At 70.9% G+C, this 16,775-nt stretch carries 5 protein-coding genes and 1 pseudogene; 2 read left to right on the forward strand and 4 right to left on the reverse strand.

Annotated elements, in window-relative coordinates; all coding sequences use genetic code 11:
• Positions 1-3: 3 nt before the first annotated feature.
• The 4 genes from ACZY1I_RS15490 to ACZY1I_RS15505 all read right to left on the reverse strand — a co-directional run bounded on the left by ACZY1I_RS15490 (position 4) and on the right by ACZY1I_RS15505 (position 14,688).
• A complete protein-coding gene (locus ACZY1I_RS15490) occupies positions 4-9,285 on the reverse strand; it encodes a PE family protein (RefSeq protein WP_463755330.1) in 9,282 nt (3,093 codons plus the stop codon).
• Positions 9,286-9,497: 212 nt separating this feature from the next.
• On the reverse strand, positions 9,498-12,593 hold the full coding sequence (gene nbtC / locus ACZY1I_RS15495; RefSeq protein WP_463755331.1) for a nocobactin polyketide synthase NbtC: 3,096 nt from the start codon (positions 12,591-12,593) through the stop codon (positions 9,498-9,500).
• Positions 12,590-13,891 (reverse strand): beta-ketoacyl [acyl carrier protein] synthase domain-containing protein, encoded by a 1,302-nt coding sequence (locus ACZY1I_RS15500; protein ID WP_463755733.1) that lies wholly within the window; start codon positions 13,889-13,891, stop codon positions 12,590-12,592. The genes nbtC and ACZY1I_RS15500 overlap by 4 nt, the downstream gene beginning before the upstream one ends.
• A gap of 23 nt (positions 13,892-13,914) precedes the next feature.
• Entirely contained in the window at positions 13,915-14,688 is a 774-nt protein-coding gene (locus ACZY1I_RS15505; RefSeq protein ID WP_463755332.1) for a thioesterase II family protein, read from the reverse strand.
• Positions 14,689-14,950: 262 nt separating this feature from the next.
• Here ACZY1I_RS15505 and ACZY1I_RS15510 point away from each other — a divergent pair.
• A pseudogene (locus tag ACZY1I_RS15510) lies at positions 14,951-15,621 on the forward strand (SDR family oxidoreductase); the annotation flags it as partial.
• A 195-nt stretch (positions 15,622-15,816) separates the two neighbouring features.
• Entirely contained in the window at positions 15,817-16,752 is a 936-nt protein-coding gene (locus tag ACZY1I_RS15515) for a methionyl-tRNA formyltransferase (protein ID WP_463755333.1), read from the forward strand.
• The last annotated feature ends 23 nt before the right edge of the window (positions 16,753-16,775 follow it).

The following is a 16,775-nucleotide window of genomic DNA, read 5'->3' on the forward strand; positions in this document are numbered from 1 at the left end:
TCACTAGCCGCCAGCGCCGGGTTGGCCGCCGCCACCGCCGGCGCCGCCGGAGCCGCCGAGAGGGCCTTGCGGCGAAAAGCCTGGGGCGCCCGAGCCGCCCCCGCCCCCGGGAGAGCCCATATCGCCCTTGAACGGGTTCGGTCCGCCATGCCCGCCGGTACCGCCTTGGCCGCCTTGGCCACCCTTTTCGCCACCACCGCCGTGCGCGCCATCGCCGCCCTGGCCGCCCTCGCCGCCTTGTCCGCCTCCGCCGCCGGAGCCACCAGTACTGAATGGGACGGCCAAACCGCCGATTCCGCCTTCTCCGCCGGCGCCGCCGATACCGCCCTTTCCGCCGTCTCCGCCGTCCGAACCTGACCCGCCCGCACCTCCGGTGCCGCCGCGGCCACCGCCGCCCCCGGACGGACCAGCAGGGGCAGTGGGGTCAAACGGGTCGTATCCGCCGTTACCGCCCTTGCCACCAGCTCCGGCCGTGCCGCCGACGCCGCCGTTACCGCCGTTGAGATGCGTACCGGGCATGCCTGTGCCGCCGGTGCCGCCAGCGCCACCAGCGCCGCCGACACCGCCCTGTCCACCGGCGTTGTCAGTGGGAATGGTGATATTCCCGTCTCCGCCGGAACCGCCATTTCCGCCGATGCCGCCGTTGCCAGCGTTACCACCCTTGCCGCCGATTCCGGCGCCCCCTCCGTTGCCGCCACCGCCGCCGCTTCCGCCGTTGCCGCCGGCGCCTCCGGGCCCGGTGGCAACGCCGCCATCGCTACCGGTGCCGCCGTCGCCGCCGTTGCCGGCGGTGGCACCGAGGCCGTCGACGCCCTGCTTGCCTACGTTTCCTCCGTTGGAGGGTCCGGCGTTGCCGCCCGCGCCGGCGTTGCCGGAGTTGCCGCCGTTGCCGCCGTTGCCGCCGTTGTTGCCGGTTTCGCCGGCGGCCACCGAGAGGCCGTCGCTGCCCTTGCCACCGTCAGCGCCGTTGCCGGCGTTGCCGCCGTTGCCGCCGTTGCCACTGACGCCGACCGTGCCGCCGTTGGCGTTGCCGGCGGCACCACCGGTGCCACCCGCACCGCCGTTACCGCCGGTGCCGCCATCTCCGCCGCCGATGATGCCGGTGCCGCCGTCGCCGCCGTTGCCGCCATTGCCGGCGTTGCCGCCGTTGCCGGCAGCGCCTGCTGAGCCTTTGGTCGATCCGTTGCCGCCGGCCCCGGCGGTGCCACCGCCGCCGCCGAGGCCGCCGCCGCCGCCATTGCCGCCGTTGAAGCCGCCGCCGCTACCGGAGAGGCCGTCGCCGCCGTCGCCGCCGCCGCCGCCGTTGCCGCCGTTGCCGCCGTTGCCACCGATGCCCTGCTGACCCACGATTCCGCCGTTGGCGTTGCCGGCGGCGCCGCCGGCGCCGCCAGCGCCGCCGTCACCCCCGCGGGAGCCGTCGCCACCCTGACCGCCACTAACGATGACGACGGTGTTGTCCGCACCATTTCCGCCGTTGGCGCCGGCGCCGCCGGCGCCGCCGTTGCCTGCGGTGCCCGACGTGCCCAGGGTGGAACCAATGCCGCCGAGGCCGGCGTTGCCGCCGGTGCCGCCGGTGCCGCCTTGACCGCCGGCTTGACCGGCATTCCCGGAGCTGGCGCCGTTGTTACCGGCTCCGCCTTGACCGCCGTTGCCACCGGTTCCGCCGGTTCCGCCGGTTCCGCCAGCGCCCTGGATGCCCCCGACGCCACCGGCGGCGCCGCCGGTGCCACCGAGGCCGCCGTCTCCGCCAGTGCCACCGGTTCCGCCAATGATTCCTGCGGCGACGGTGTCGGTGTTGTTTGCGCCGGTTCCGCCGGTGCCGCCGGTGCCGCCATTGCCGCCATTGCCGGCGTTGCCGTTTGCGCCGAGGGTTGATCCGTCGCCGCCGATGCCGCCGGCGCCGCCTTGTCCGCCGGAGCCGCCGGTACCGCCGACATTGCCGGTGCCTGCGTTGCCGGTGCCGGCGGTGCCAGTCCCGCCTTGGCCACCTTGTCCACCGTTGCCGCCAATGCCGCCCGCGCCACCCGCGCCGCGGTTGCCGGCGGTGCCGCCGTGGGGGTCACCGGAGGTGCCGCCGTGCCCGCCGTAGCCGCCTTCCCCGCCGGAGCCGCCGGTGCCGCCGGTGCCGCCGGCTGCCACGGAATTGGTGTAATCGCCACCTTGGCCGCCGGTGCCGCCGACGCCGCCGGTACCGCCATCTCCGGCTCTGCCAGCCGCGCCGGTGGTGAACCCGGAGCCGCCGAGGCCGGCGTCGCCTCCATGTCCGCCGTTGCCGCCTTGTCCGCCGTATCCGCCGGGGAAACCGATGCCGAGGCTGTTGTCGGAATTGCCGGCGCCGCCTTTACCGCCGGTGCCGCCGGCCCCGCCGGTCCCGCCGATTCCGCCGTTTCCTTGTTGGCCGGTTCCGCCGCCGTTGGAGTTACCGGCCGCGCCACCGCTGCCGCCTTGTCCGCCGTTCCCGCCAGTGCCGCCTTGGTAGCCGCTGAGGCTGGTGGGGGCGATGTCGGTATTTGCGGCGCCGTTTCCGCCGTTGCCGCCGATGCCGCCGGTGCCGCCATTGCCGGCTGTCCCGACCGCGCCGGCATTCAGGCCGCTGCCGCCAAGACCTGCGGCGCCACCTTGTCCGCCAGTACCTCCTTGGCCACCCGCCTGCCCGGCAGCACCGCTGCCTGATCCGACGTTGCCGGTGCCGCCCTGCCCACCTTGGCCGCCGTTGCCGCCGAGGCCGCCCGCGCCGCCGTCGCCTTGTTGGCCGGACCCACCGCCATTGGGGTTACCCGCCGCTCCGCCGCTGCCGCCAAGACCACCCGCTCCGCCGGTCCCGCCGGTGCCGCCGGTGGTGCCGGCGGCCACGATGTCGGTGTTGATGGCGCCGGTGCCGCCGGTGCCGCCGGTCCCGCCGTTTCCGCCGTTTCCGGCTTTGCCAGCACTACCGTCGGTAATTCCGGAGCCGCCCAGGCCGGCGCCGCCGCCGGTGCCGCCCGCGCCACCTTGCGCGCCGCTGGTACCGGCGGCGCTACTGCCGGCCTGAGTGGTACCGGTTCCGCCCTGACCGCCGGTACCTCCGTTGCCGCCGGTCCCGCCGTTGCCGCCGACACCTTGCTGGCCGGCGGTCCCGCCGTTGGCGTTGCCCGCCGCACCGCCGGCGCCGCCGGTGCCGCCGCTGCCACCGCCGCCGCCGGTAGCGCCGATCTGTCCCGCCGCGGCGGCGGTGTTGTTGGCGGCGCCGTCGCCGCCGGTGCCGCCGGTGCCGCCGGTGCCTCCGTTTCCGGCGGTACCGGCTTTGCCGGTGGTGGAGCCTGCGCCGCCTTGACCGGCGCTGCCGCCCTGACCACCGAGACCGCCGGTGGCGCCGACTTGTCCAGATTCACCGCTGGTGCCGATGCCGTCGGCGCCGTCGCCACCGGTGCCGCCCGCGCCGCCGTTGCCGCCGAGGCCACCGGTGCCTCCCGCACCCTGTTGGCCGCCGGTGCCGCCGGTACCGGCCAGACCGCCGGTGCCACCTTGGCCGCCGGCCCCACCGATGCCGCCAGTCCCGCCGGTAGCCCCGGTGCCGGCGATAACGGTGTTGGCCGCCCCTTTGCCGCCGGTGCCCCCAACGCCGCCAACACCACCATTGCCTGCGGTACCCGTCGCGCCCGCGGTGAGTCCGGTGCCACCGGCCCCGGCGTTGCCGCCCTGGCCACCAGCACCGCCCTGGGCACCGGACTTGCCTGCTCCTGCGCTGCCGGTGCCGTCATCCCCGATACCGCCCTGGCCGCCCTGACCGCCCTGGCCGCCGGTTCCGCCGTTGCCGCCGGCACCCTGCTTGCCCACTCCGCCGCCGTTGGCGTTGCCGGCCGCGCCGCCGACGCCGCCTTGGCCGCCGTTGCCGCCTGTTCCGCCGGTGCCCCCAACGGTGTTGGCTGCCGCGATGTCGGTGTTGGCCGAGCCGGAACCGCCGGTCCCGCCTTTGCCGCCCGTGCCACCGTTGCCGGCTGTGCCAGCCGCGCCGGTTGTGAGTCCCGTGCCGCCTGCGCCGGCATCGCCACCCTGGCCACCGGCCCCGCCTTGGGCGCCGGCTTTGCCTGCCCCGGCGTTGCCGGTGCCGTCATCACCGATCCCGCCTTGGCCGCCCTGTCCACCGACGCCGCCGATTCCGCCGGTGCCACCGGCGCCCTGCTTGCCCAGGCCGCCGCCATTGGCGTTGCCCGCCGCGCCGCCGGTGCCGCCGACCCCGCCCGCGCCACCGGTCCCGCCAGCGCCGCCGGTCGTGTTGGTCGCCGCGATGTCGGTGTTGGCGCTGCCTGCCCCGCCGGTGCCGCCGATGCCGCCGATACCACCGGTGCCAGCGGTGCCGTTAGCCCCGGAAGTCGATCCGCTACCGCCTGCGCCGGCGTCGCCGCCCTGTCCGCCGGTGCCGCCCTGTCCGCCGATTTGTCCGGCCCCGGCGCTACCGGTGCCGGCCACACCGAGGCCACCCTGACCGCCCTGGCCGCCGTCGCCGCCGAGGCCGCCGGTCCCGCCGGCACCCTGCTTGCCGGTGGTGCCGCCGTTGGCATTACCGGCCAATCCGCCGGTCCCGCCCGTGCCGCCGGCACCACCTGTGCCGCCGGTGCCACCGGTCGCGCCGATGGCCGCAATATCGGTGTTGCCGGTGCCCTTTCCGCCGGTGCCGCCCGTGCCGCCTGCCCCGCCGTTGCCCGCGGTGCCCGCTGAACCGGTGGTAGATCCCTTCCCGCCGACGCCCGCGTTACCGCCTTGGCCGCCGGAACCACCCTGGCCGCCGGCATCGCCGGCGGCGGCGTTGCCGATGCCGTTGTTCCCGACGCCGCCGTTGCCGCCGACGCCGCCGGTGCCGCCGGTTCCGCCGACGCCGCCGACGCCCTGTTGGCCTGCGGTGCCGCCGTTGGCGTTGCCCGCCGCGCCGCCGGTGCCCCCACCGCCGCCGTTGCCGCCGTTACCACCGCTTGCGCCCGCCTGCCCGAGGGCGGCGGTGGTCAGGTTGTCGGCGCCGGCACCGCCGTTGCCGCCGAGGCCGCCGGTGCCGCCGTTGCCCGCCGTGCCTGCGGCACCCTTGGCGGATCCAGTGCCGCCGCTGCCTGCGGCGCCCCCGGAGCCGCCGACGCCGCCTTCGCCGCCCGACTGAGCCGTCATGCCGACGTTCGTGCTGGCCGCGCCCGCGCCGCCTTCGCCGCCGTGGCCGCCGGTGCCGCCGGTTCCACCTTGGCCGCCGACGCCTTGCTTGCCGGTGGTGCCGCCGTTGGCGTTGCCGGCCGCACCACCGGTGCCACCGCTGCCGCCCGCACCGCCGTTGCCGCCGGTCGCGCCGTCTTGGCCGGTCGAAGCCGTGGTGTTGTTGTCAGCGCCGTTGCCCCCGGTGCCGCCGGTGCCACCCGCGCCACCGTTGCCGGCGGTGCCGGCCTTGCCGCTAGCCGAACCAGTGCCCGCCACGCCGGCGTCGCCGCCCTGGCCGCCGGCACCGCCGGTGCCGCCGGAGTCTCCGGCTCCGGTGTTGCCGGTGCCGTTGTTCCCGACGCCGCCCTGGCCGCCTTGGGCGCCGGCACCGCCGTTGCCGCCGTTGCCTCCGGCACCCTGGGTCCCCGCGGTGCCGCCGTTGTCGTTGCCGGCCAACCCGCCCGTGCCGCCCTGGCCGCCGGCCCCGCCATTGCCGCCCAAGCCGCCGGTAGCGCCAGCGGCGGCGAGCGTGGTGTTGGCGGCACCGCTGCCGCCGGTGCCGCCGGTGCCGCCGTTGCCGCCGTCACCTGCGGTGCCGGCCTTGCCGCTGCTGAATCCGGTGCCGCCGAGTCCGGCAGCACCTCCCTTGCCGCCGGACCCGCCTTGGCCGCCGGCTTGCCCGACGGCGCCGCTCCCGCTGCCGTTGCTGCCCAGGCCGCCTTGTCCGCCGTCGCCGCCGGTTCCGCCGATACCGCCGTGGCCGCCGACACCCTGTTTGCCCGCGGTGCCACCGTTGGCGTTGCCGGCCAGACCACCCGTCCCGCCTTGCCCGCCGGACCCACCCGCGCCGCCCGTTCCGCCGGTCGCGCCTGCCGCCGCAGCGTCGGTGTTGGCGGCGCCGTCTCCGCCTGTCCCACCAATGCCGCCCGCGCCGCCGTCGCCTGCGCTACCGGCCGCACCCGTGGTGAGCCCGGTACCACCCAGACCGGCGTCACCACCCTTGCCGCCGGACCCGCCCTGGCCGCCGGCTATGCCTGCCGCGCCGCTGCCGCTGCCGTTGGCGCCCAGGCCGCCTTGCCCGCCGTCACCGCCGGACCCGCCGATACCGCCCTGGCCACCGACACCCTGTTTGCCTGCGGTGCCGCCGTTGGCGCTGCCGGCCAGGCCGCCGGAACCGCCCTGCCCGCCGGAGCCGCCGCTGCCGCCGGTTGCGCCGGTCGCGCCGGCCGCCGCGGTGCTGGTGTTGTCGGTGCCTTGGCCGCCGGTCCCACCGATGCCGCCGGCGCCGCCGTTACCCGCGGTGCCGGCCTTTCCAGTGGTGAGCCCAGTGCCGCCCAGTCCGGCGTCGCCGCCTTTTCCGCCGGCCCCGCCCTGACCGCCAATCTGCCCGGCCGCGCCGCTGCCTGAACCGCTGTTTCCGGTGCCTCCTTGGCCACCGCCCCCGCCCACACCACCGGCGCCGCCGACGCCTCCGTCACCCTCGTTGCCGGCGGTGCCGCCATTGGCGTTGCCTGCCGCACCGCCGAGACCGCCCTGGCCGCCGGCCCCACCGGCGCCGCCCGTACCGCCGGTCGCCCCCGCCGCGGCCAAGGTGGTGTTGTCCGCTCCATTGCCGCCGGTGCCGCCTGTCCCACCGGCTCCGCCGTTACCTGCGGTGCCGGCCTTGCCGGTGCTGGAGCCCAAGCCGCCCGCCCCGGCGTCACCGCCTTGCCCGCCCGATCCTCCCTGGCCGCCGACCTGCCCGGTGGCGCCGCTGCCGACGCCGCTGTCGCCGGTGACACCGGCTCCGCCGGCAGCGCCGTTGCCTCCGTTACCGCCCTGCCCGCCGACACCCCGGGCGCCCGCAGTACCGCCGCCGCCCTTACCGGCCGCACCGCCGATACCCCCGTTGCCGCCGGCGCCACCGTTGCCGCCAGCGCCGCCTACCGCGCCCGCCACCGCGGTGCTGGTGTTGTCGGTCCCGTCGCCGCCGGTGCCACCCGCCCCGCCGGCACCGCCGTTACCCGCAGTTCCCGCGACACCTGTGGTGAATCCTTGGCCGGCTGCCCCGGCATTGCCGCCCGCGCCGCCTGCCCCACCCTTGCCGCCGACTTGCCCCGCCGCCCCGCTGCCGACGCCGTCGTCGCCGGTGACACCGGTGCCGCCGGCCGCACCATTGCCGCCGTTACCACCTGCTCCGCCCGCACCCTGGACGCCCGCAGTGCCGCCACCACCGTTACCGGCCGCGCCACCCGCGCCGCCGTCACCCCCGGCCCCGCCGTTGCCGCCGGCGCCGCCGGCCGCACCCGCAGCCGCGGTATTGGTGTTGTCCTTCCCGTCACCGCCGTCGCCGCCGTTGCCGCCGACGCCGCCATTGCCGGCTGTCCCTGAGGCACCGTTGGTGGACCCGGCGCCGCCTGCCCCGGCGTCCCCGCCCTGACCGCCGGCCCCACCCGTGCCACCGGCCTTGCCGGCCGCACCGCTGCCTAAGCCGTCCTTGCCGTCCAGCGCATTGCCGCCGGCCGACCCGTTGCCACCGTCACCGCCCGCGCCGCCGATCCCCTGAGCGCCCGCGGTGGCGTTGCTGCCGGTGCCGGCCGCGCCACCGGCGCCGCCATCACCGCCGGCCCCACCGTTACCGCCCGCGCTGCCGGCCGCGCCGGCCGCCGCGGTGCTGGTGTTGTCGGTGCCGTCGCCGCCGGTACCGCCGGTGCCACCCTGACCCCCGGTGCCAGCGCGTCCGAGCGCACCTTTGGTGGAACCAGCACCGCCGATGCCGGCGTTGCCGCCGTGGCCTCCGGCGCCACCCGTGCCGCCGCCCTGGCCGGCGTTGCCGCTGCCCGTGGCGTCCACACCATTGCCACCCGTCCCGCCGGTGCCGCCGGTGCCGCCGGTACCGCCCGCCCCGCCCGCTCCTTGGGCGGCGCCGGTGCCGCCGCCGGTGCCGCCGTTACCGCCGAGACCACCGGCAAAGCCGGTGCCGCCGGTCAAACCCGCACCCGTAGCGTCCGTACCGGCCAGGCCGGCCCCGCCGGACCCACCCTGACCGCCCGCCCCGCCGAGACCCGCAGCGCCGGCCGCGCCGTCACCGAAGCTGAAGAACTGCCGCGACCCGCCGGCGCCACCCAAACCCGGGGTGCCGCCATTACCACCATTGCCGCCCGTACCACCCACACCCGCGATCACTGCATCGCCGCCGTTACCGCCGGCACCACCCACGCCGCCGTTGCCCCCGAGTCCGCCGTGCCCGCCGCCACCGAAGATCAGTGCGCTCTGGCCGCCGACGCCACCGTTACCGCCCATGCCGCCGGTACTTCCGTTACCGGCTAAGGCTCCGCCGGAGGCCCCGGCCAAACCGAATCCGCCGGGTCCGCCGTTGCCGCCGGCACCGCCGGGGGAGAACAACCCGCCCGCCCCGCCGTTACCGCCGTCGCCGCCAGTGCCGGCCGGCCCACTGTTGATACCGACGGTGCCCAGGCCACCCGAACCGCCGGCACCGCCGGCGCCGAGCACGAACCCGGCCCGTCCGCCGGCACCACCGATGCCGCCGCCGAAACCACCGCTACCACCGGTGCCGCCCAGCCCGTACAACCAACCACCCGCACCGCCTGCGCCGCCGGTAGCGCCGCCGAAACCGCCTGTCCCGCCGGCACCGCCGTTGCCCAACAAACCCGCCGAACCACCCGCGCCGCCCGCCTGACCGACCGCGCCCGCACCACCCGCACCGCCATTGCCGAACAACAACCCCCCGTCACCGCCGGCACCGCCGGGCGTCGTCGCGCTCGTCCCGTCCCCGAGCAGCGGACGCCCCAACAGCGCGTTGGTCGGCGCATTGATGATGTCCAGCAGTGGCTGCAGGGGATTGGCAGCGGCGGCCTCGGCGGATGCGTATGCGCCTCCGCCGGCAGCTAAAGCCGCAACAAATCGATCATGGAAGGCGGTCGCTTGGGCGCTGATCGCCTGATATTCCTGGGCGTGCACGCCGAACAACGCCGCAATACGGGTGGATACCTCGTCAGCGGCGGCTGCCGCCACCTCCGTCACAGCTGGACCCGCCGCGCCGTTGACCGCGCTGATCCGCGACTGGATCATGGCCAAGTTCTCGGCCGCATTGGACAACAATTCAGGTGAAACGACGACGTAGCTCATGCGGCAGCTCCCCAGCACCTCAGCACAACGTTGTGCGCCCCCGAAGGCGCAGGCCAGGGCCGAATGGTACCGAGAATTTACCTGGATGTCAGTCCCCAGAAGGTTGCACAATCCGGGTTGCTATCGCGCGTCGTCAATTGCTCGACAACTGCTGCTACTGTGTCGATTTATTGGGCATTCAGGCAGTGCTACTCAGGCCTGCTGTGGCATCGTCAGGAGCCCAGCTTGGCCAGCACGTCGGCTATCGACGCACCGCCGAGCAGATCCACCACCTCGAGATCGTGATCGAACTCGAGTTTGACTCGCCGGCGTAACTCAAGCGCCTGCAAGGAGTCCAACCCGATGGCAACCAAGGGGATCGTGGTGTCGATTTGGTCGGTGTCGTCGATACCGATGACGTTCGCCAGCAGGCTCAGCAAACGGCTTCCTGTGCCGGTATCAGCTGGGCGTGTATCGGTAGTCGGTGTTGCGCGCGGTGAACCGATGGCCTCTCGGGGTGCGGCAGAGCTGAGTTCTGATAGCAACGATCCACGTCCGCAGGTTTCCAGCATCGACCGCGCCCGGTCCAGGTCGAATGTTGCGACGATGGCATTGCTGCTAAACGGCGTCGTCATTCCAACCTCAAGCGCATCGGCCGGATCCATGGCGATGACTCCGGTCCCGGCGAGCTTCGCTATGGCGGACCCGTCGAGGTCGGGGTGGACGTTCCAGTGTCCCCACTGCACCGCGGCGCAGTCCATGCCCTCGGCCCGCAGCCGGTGTGCCATTGCATCGAGCATGCGGTTCGCCGCGGCGTAGACGATCACGCCGCGACCACCCACTGACGCCGAGATCGACGAGCAGAGCAAGACCCGGCAGGCGTCCGTGCGGGGGAACGTGTTCAGCACCCGCCAGATTCCGACGACCTTTGCCCGTAGGGCGTCGTCGACCATATCGACGGTGATGTCTTCCAGTTCGATACCCGAATACTGAACGGCGGCATGAACAATCAGGTCTGCAGGCGTGTCCAGGTTTTGCTTGGCTAACCGCGCGACGGCCGCTTCGTCACCGACGTCGCATGATGCGACATGGATCTGCGCTGCGGTGGCGGATCGCACCGGCGCCAATCGATCTGTGATTGAACGGGTTTCACCGGACCTACTCACCAGCGTGATTCGCTTCGCGCCGCGCCGGGCGAAATGGCCGCAGAATTCCAGTCCGAGGGTCCCCGTCCCCCCGATGATCAGCACGTGCTCGGGCGCGGTGCTGCCGGCATCGGTCAGGACGTCATGCCCCTCGACTATCCGCTTTGCGTAGAGGGCGCCCTCGCGCAGCGCAACTTCCGATTCGTCCCGTGTGTGCAGTGCCGCAAGGACTTTCGGTGCGGTGTCCACACCGGAGCCGGTGGGCAGGTCGAGGTGTCGGAACCTGATTCCCAAATATTTGGCTCCGACACTGCGGAAGCCCGCACCAGCCGCGGCGTGCACCAGATCTGGTGGCGCGTCGTCGGCGAGCACGGCTTCACCGCCCACCGTCACTAGCCAGCAGTCTGAAATGGAGTCGCTGACGCCAGGCCACCAACGGCGCTCGCCGAAGAACTTCGCCACTTCCCTGGAAGCGGCCGCGTCGTCAAGCTTCGGGGACTGCGGAATCAAGATGACCAAGGTGTCGAGATCGCCTCGAGCGGTGTCGCTTTCGCCAGAGATCACCCGGGCCTTCGCGCCGACATCGCCGGCCGCGGCGCACAACGCGTCAGCGAGGGCAGCACCAGATCCGGCGTAATCAACAATGCCAATTGCGCGCGGCGGGAGCAGCGAACGTCGCGAGAGCCGGATCCACTGCTCAGTGAGAAGCCGTGCCGCCGCGGCCGGCGTAGGTTGGCTCGTCGGGGCTGCCGGCTGCTCGGTGGGCTTCGGACGTAAACCGTTGGGCCGCTGGTCGTTGTATTGCAGCCACAGTCGAGTCTCTTTCATCAAGGTATTGGGGAAGTTCAGCAGCGGCAGGGCAGCGGGTCCGTCGAAATCACTACCCAGGTAGTCAAACGGGTAATCGATGTCGTGGATCGCGAGAGACACCAGATTGCGGGTCAATTCGTCGACACTGGTGGCGGCTCGGTTCGACGTGCCTATCACCATGTTCGCGCGATCGTCACCATGCTTCAGGACGCTGAGATTCTCCTGGATCGCCAACTGCAGGGTTGGATGTTCAGCCAGTTCAATGAAGGTATCGATACCCGCGGAAGCTGCGGCCGCGATTGCCTTGTCGAATCGCACCGTGTTGCGCAGGTTCCAGAACCAGTACTGGTCGGCAGGGACCTCCTGCGTGATGGGACCACCGAGAGCGGCGCCGATGCAGGCGATGTCGGTGTCCAGAAATTTTGGATTCTGCAATTCGTTTCTGGTCGCCGCAAGCACCTTGTCGCTGAGTCCATTGATCAAACTGGTGTGTGCTGGAAATTGGACACGGATGATCCTGGCGAAAATGTCCCGCTCGGTGAAGGTGTCCACGATGGCTTGGACCGTCTCTCGCTCGCCGGAAACGCCAACCATGCTCGGCGAATTGACCACCGACAGTTGCGCCCATCCTGAACAACGGGCCAGCACATCCTCACAGGTGTCGCGGCCGGTAGCGACGACCGCCATTGCGTAGTCCCCAGAAGGGAATTGGTCGGCCGCACGGGCGCGAATCACAACCGTCCGCACCGCGTCTGCCAGACTGATAGCGCCGGAGACGTAGGCGGCCGCGATTTCTCCTTGGCTGTGCCCGATGGTGATATCCGGTGCGACGCCGAGTGACCGCCACATGGCCGCCAGTCCGGCCATCTGGGTGAACAATGCCGGCTGGACGGTCATCGCGTCGTCGGCAGCCGGAAAGTGTTCGTCAAGAAGGTAATTCAGTGGTGATTCCTCCACGTGGGCCGCAAAGGCGTCGGCGCAGCGGTCGACCTCGCTCCGGAATGCCGGGATCGATTCGTAAAACAGCCGGCCCATTCCGGGACGTTGACTTCCCTGCCCGGGAAAGACATATCCGACTCGCCGCGCGGTGGCGGGTTGGTCGCTGCCGAAGACCGCGGAGTGGGGGGTGCCGCCGAGGACTGCCTGTAGCCCTTCGAGCAACTCCTCGCGGGTGGTCGCCATCACCAGCAAGCGATGTTTGCGGGCAATCCGAGTACGAAACAACATGCGGGAGATCGCTTGCACGTCGACCTCGGGATGACTTGTGGCATACGTCAACAGCGAAGCCGCTTCGGCCGTGAGTAATTCGGGGTGATCCGACGTGACCAGGACGGGCACCGCGCCGTTCGGAAGTTGATAACTACGGATTGTCACTTCTCACCCTCGGTGCTTTCGGGCATTGCGATGATCGCGTGGGCGTTGGCACCGCCGGCGCCGAATGACGAGACGGCACCGTAGCGGATTCCGTCTTTCGGATCCCACGGGTGCATTTTGGTGGCAAGACGTATGCCGGTCATGTCCCAGGGCAGTTTGGTCGTCGGGTTGTCCGCGAAGAGGGTGGGCGGAATGTGACCGTGTTGACCCGCGAGCAGCAGCTTGATCAATCCGAGGATTCCGGCTGCGGATTGCGCGTGGCCTGCGTTGGATTTGATTGAGCCCAAACGTGCTTCGCATCCAGCTGCGCCGTAGGTCTGGAAGAGCGCGAGCAATTCCACCGGGTCGCCGGCGAGCGTGGCGGTGCCGTGTCCTTCGATCATTGCGACATCGGCCGGATCAATTCCCGCGGCGTCGATCGTCTTCTGCACCACCTGTGCTTGCGCGCGAACGCGGGGGACCAGGATCGGTTTCCCTTTGCCGTTGTGGTTGGTTCGGATGGCCAACACGCGGCCGTAGATCCGGTGTCCCAGTTGCCGCGCCCGCGATTCCCGCTCTACCAGAACCATTCCCACGCCCTCGGCCCAGACGGTTCCGGTGGCGTCCTCGGAGTAGGCGCGGCAATGCCCGTCGGTGGAAAGGGCATTGAGCTTTGCGAACTCGTAGAAGCCCGTGGGCTCGCCCAATACACATGCCGCACCGGCCAGCGCCCATTCACACTCGTCCATCGCGACGGCGTTCGCGGCGAGTTGCACTGCGGTCAGCGACGATGCGCAGGCGGTGTCGATGCTGATGGACGGACCGGTGAGACCGAGCGAGTGCGAGATTCGGGCGGCGCCGCCCAGTTGACCCATCGCGACTGTCCGAAGACCGGTGTAAGCGTCGATCGTCGTGGTGCGTGGACCGTACTCGGTCATCGACATTCCGACGTAGCACCCGCCGAATTCGCCTGCCACCGAACCGGGGTTGATCCCGGAGTTCTCCAACGCTTTCCACGCCACCCGCATCGCGACCCGCTGTTGGGGGTGCGTCACTGCGGCCTCGCGATGGGTGATGCCGAATAAGGGCGGATCGAATGTCGTTGCAGCGTCCAGGAATCCACCGGAGTCGCTAACCCGCCCAAAGCCGTCCCGCTCGTGTAGCGACAGAAGCTCGTCGATACTCCAGCCGCGATCGCGGGGGAAGGGACCGAGCAGCTCGCGCTCCTCGGCGAGTGCCGTCCACAAGGCGGCGGGGGTGTCGATCCCTCCGGGCAACTCCACCGCAATTCCGGCGATGACGACGGGATCGTCCGTCATCGCACGGGACGAGCCGTTGTTGCTCACGCCTTCTGCTCGCGCTGGGCCGTCTCGCGTTTTGCACTGGTTGAGAGCAGGTCCGCAATGTCGTCGATGTGGTCGTTGAGGAAGAAATGTCCCCCGTCGAACATGGTCACCTCGACGGAGTCGGTGTGCTTGCCCCACCCGTACAAATCGCCCAGCGTGACGATCGGATCCTGATCGCCGCCGATAGCTTGAATGGGTGCGTTAACTTTGCAGTCCTCGGTGCGCGAGTACACGTCGCATGCGTGGTAGTCGGCTTTGATGACGGGCAGCGCCAGGCGCATCAAATCGCGGTTGCCGAACACGTCCGAGCTGGTGCCCTCCAGCGCTCCGAGATGGTTGAGGATGTCCTCGTCGTCGGTGGGGTGCGGCGGCTTGTTGATCGCGTTGCAGGGGGCGACGGCCGCGGAGACGGTGAGTTGCCCGATATCGATTCCGTTGGACTCGGCGACCCGGACGAATTCGAACGCAACCCAGCCGCCCATGCTGTGGCCAAAAGTGACGAACGGCATCCCCCGGTTGTGGTCCGACGTCGCGAATTCTCCGAACGCGCCCGCGGCAATCTCGGGGAGCGAACCCAATGGCGCTTCAGCTGCCCGGTCCTGACGTCCGGGGTATTGCACGACCGCCACGCTGAATCTGGTGCTGAGTGCTTTAGAGAAGGTGCGGTAAGCGGACGCGCCGGCCCCGGCATGCGGGAAGATCAGCAAAAAGGGGCTGTCGGATGACTCGGGCTTGTGGAACTGCCTGATCCATCCCAGGTTGCGCGGCATGCACTACTACCTTCCGTACTTCACTCAGATCGGCCTGCTCCGAATGGGCTTGTGCGGTCCAGCCTGAGCCGTCGGATAAGCCGAGCGAGCCCTACCTAGCCGCGCCGCCACCGCAGGCGCAGGAGCCTGTAACTTAGCCAAGGCTAACATAATGCCGATTGCTGTATTGACCTGCTGTGCGGCACAAACGCGGGGATGAAATCTGGGCCACGATTGCTTGCAAATTCCCCTCACTCGATGGGCGCCGCGTGACGGACCTTCGGCGGGTGAGGCGCTGCTGCGCGAGGCCAACGACCTGTGCGCGCTGCCCGTTGCGGTGTTTCGCTGCGACCTGCTGCTGGCTGACATTAGCTACGCCGGCCAGTTGAACCTCTCGGACATGGTCACCCGGATGATCCTGAGCGTGGTCGCCACCGGTTTGGCGCCCAAATCGTTCTATCCGCTCGACGCCGGGGGCAACCGCCAGCGGGCTCATTTCGACGGCCTGCCCGTCGAATTCGCCGCCGAGGCAATCGCCACGTTGGGGTCCCAGGTGGCGTGTTCATCCTTGGGTGGGTTCAGACCTATCACGTGATGAACCCGCACGACGACGGCATTGCACTCGACGAGTACACAGAGTGGTTGATCGAGGCCGGATACCGGATTGAGCGCGTTGATGACTTCGGTGAATGGCTGTCCCGGTTCGAGGCGGGCCTGCGCGGGCTGCCCGATCGGCAGCGGCAGAACTCGGTGCTGCAGATGTTGCTGCTCATGTTGCTGCACCCCGACCTGCTGCAGCCATTGGCGCCGGCCCACGGTTCGTTCGCCCCTGCCGACGGGCTCCGCTCCGCCGTTCAGGAGGCCAAAATCGGCCACGACAACGACATCCCACACGTCTCCCCGGCGGTCATCGTCAAATACGTCACCGACCTGCAACTGCTCGGACTGCTCTGACAGGATTCGAGCCCGTCACGGGCTCGGATTGATACGTTGCAAGTGCCCGGGGAGCGGTGCCCACGTGCGGGTGCGGAACGGCCGCACGAGCCGTCCAAGTTAGCGAAGGCTAACATAATCTGCTGGGTCCTCTTTGGACGCGGGCGGAGCGGGGGGCGCCGGCGTCCACGGGTGGTAAACGAGAAAGGTTCGCGGATGCGCGTCGTGATGTTCGGGTTCCAGACGTGGGGGCACAACACCCTGCAGGCTCTGATCGGGCTGGACCACGAGGTGGTGCTCGCTGTCACCCACCCGGCCAGCGAACAGTCCTATAAAGCCATCTGGTCGGCCTCCGTCGAGAATCTGGCCGCCGAGCACGGCATCCCGGTGCACGTCACCGAGAAAGTCGACGCCGAAACGATTGACCTGGTCAAACGGGCCGAACCCGACGTCATCGTCGTCAACAGCTGGTACAGCTGGATGCCGCCGGAGCTGTACAACCTGCCCCCGCACGGGACACTGAACCTGCATGATTCGCTGCTGCCGAAGTTCACCGGCTTCTCCCCGGTCCTGTGGTCGCTGATCAGCGGCGAATCCGAGTTCGGATTGACAGTGCACCGGATGGATGAGGGCCTGGATACCGGCGACATTCTCATTCAGCACTCGTTGCCGATCGGCCCCACCGATACGGGCACCGAACTGGTGTTGCGCGGCATGGAACTGATCCCGGGTGCACTGCGGGATGCGCTGCACGCGCTGGAGTCAGGGACCGCGGTCTGGAAGCCGCAGAACAAAGCGGAGCGGACGTACTTCCACAAACGCGCCGACCGCGACAGCCAGATCGACTGGAACTGGCCGGCCGAGGATCTCGAGCGATTTGTGCGGGCGCTGTCCGACCCGTACCCGCGAGCCTTCGCCTTCTACCGCGGCGAACGTATCGAAGTGCTCGAGGCGACGGTGTCGGAGGCCCGCTACGGCGGCACGCCGGGGCGGGTGATCGTGCAAGAGGGGGGTGGCGCGGTGGTGTCCGGGCCCAATGCGTACCGCGGCGAGAACCACGCGCTGCTGATCACCCGTGTTCGCACCGTGACGGGATTCGAGCATCGCGGCGATGAGTTCTTTTTGCGCGGCGGCTATCTGACCAGCCAGTGACGGCAAATAGGCGAGTTCGAACC

Source organism: Mycobacterium sp. IDUB_37 (assembly GCF_055419245.1).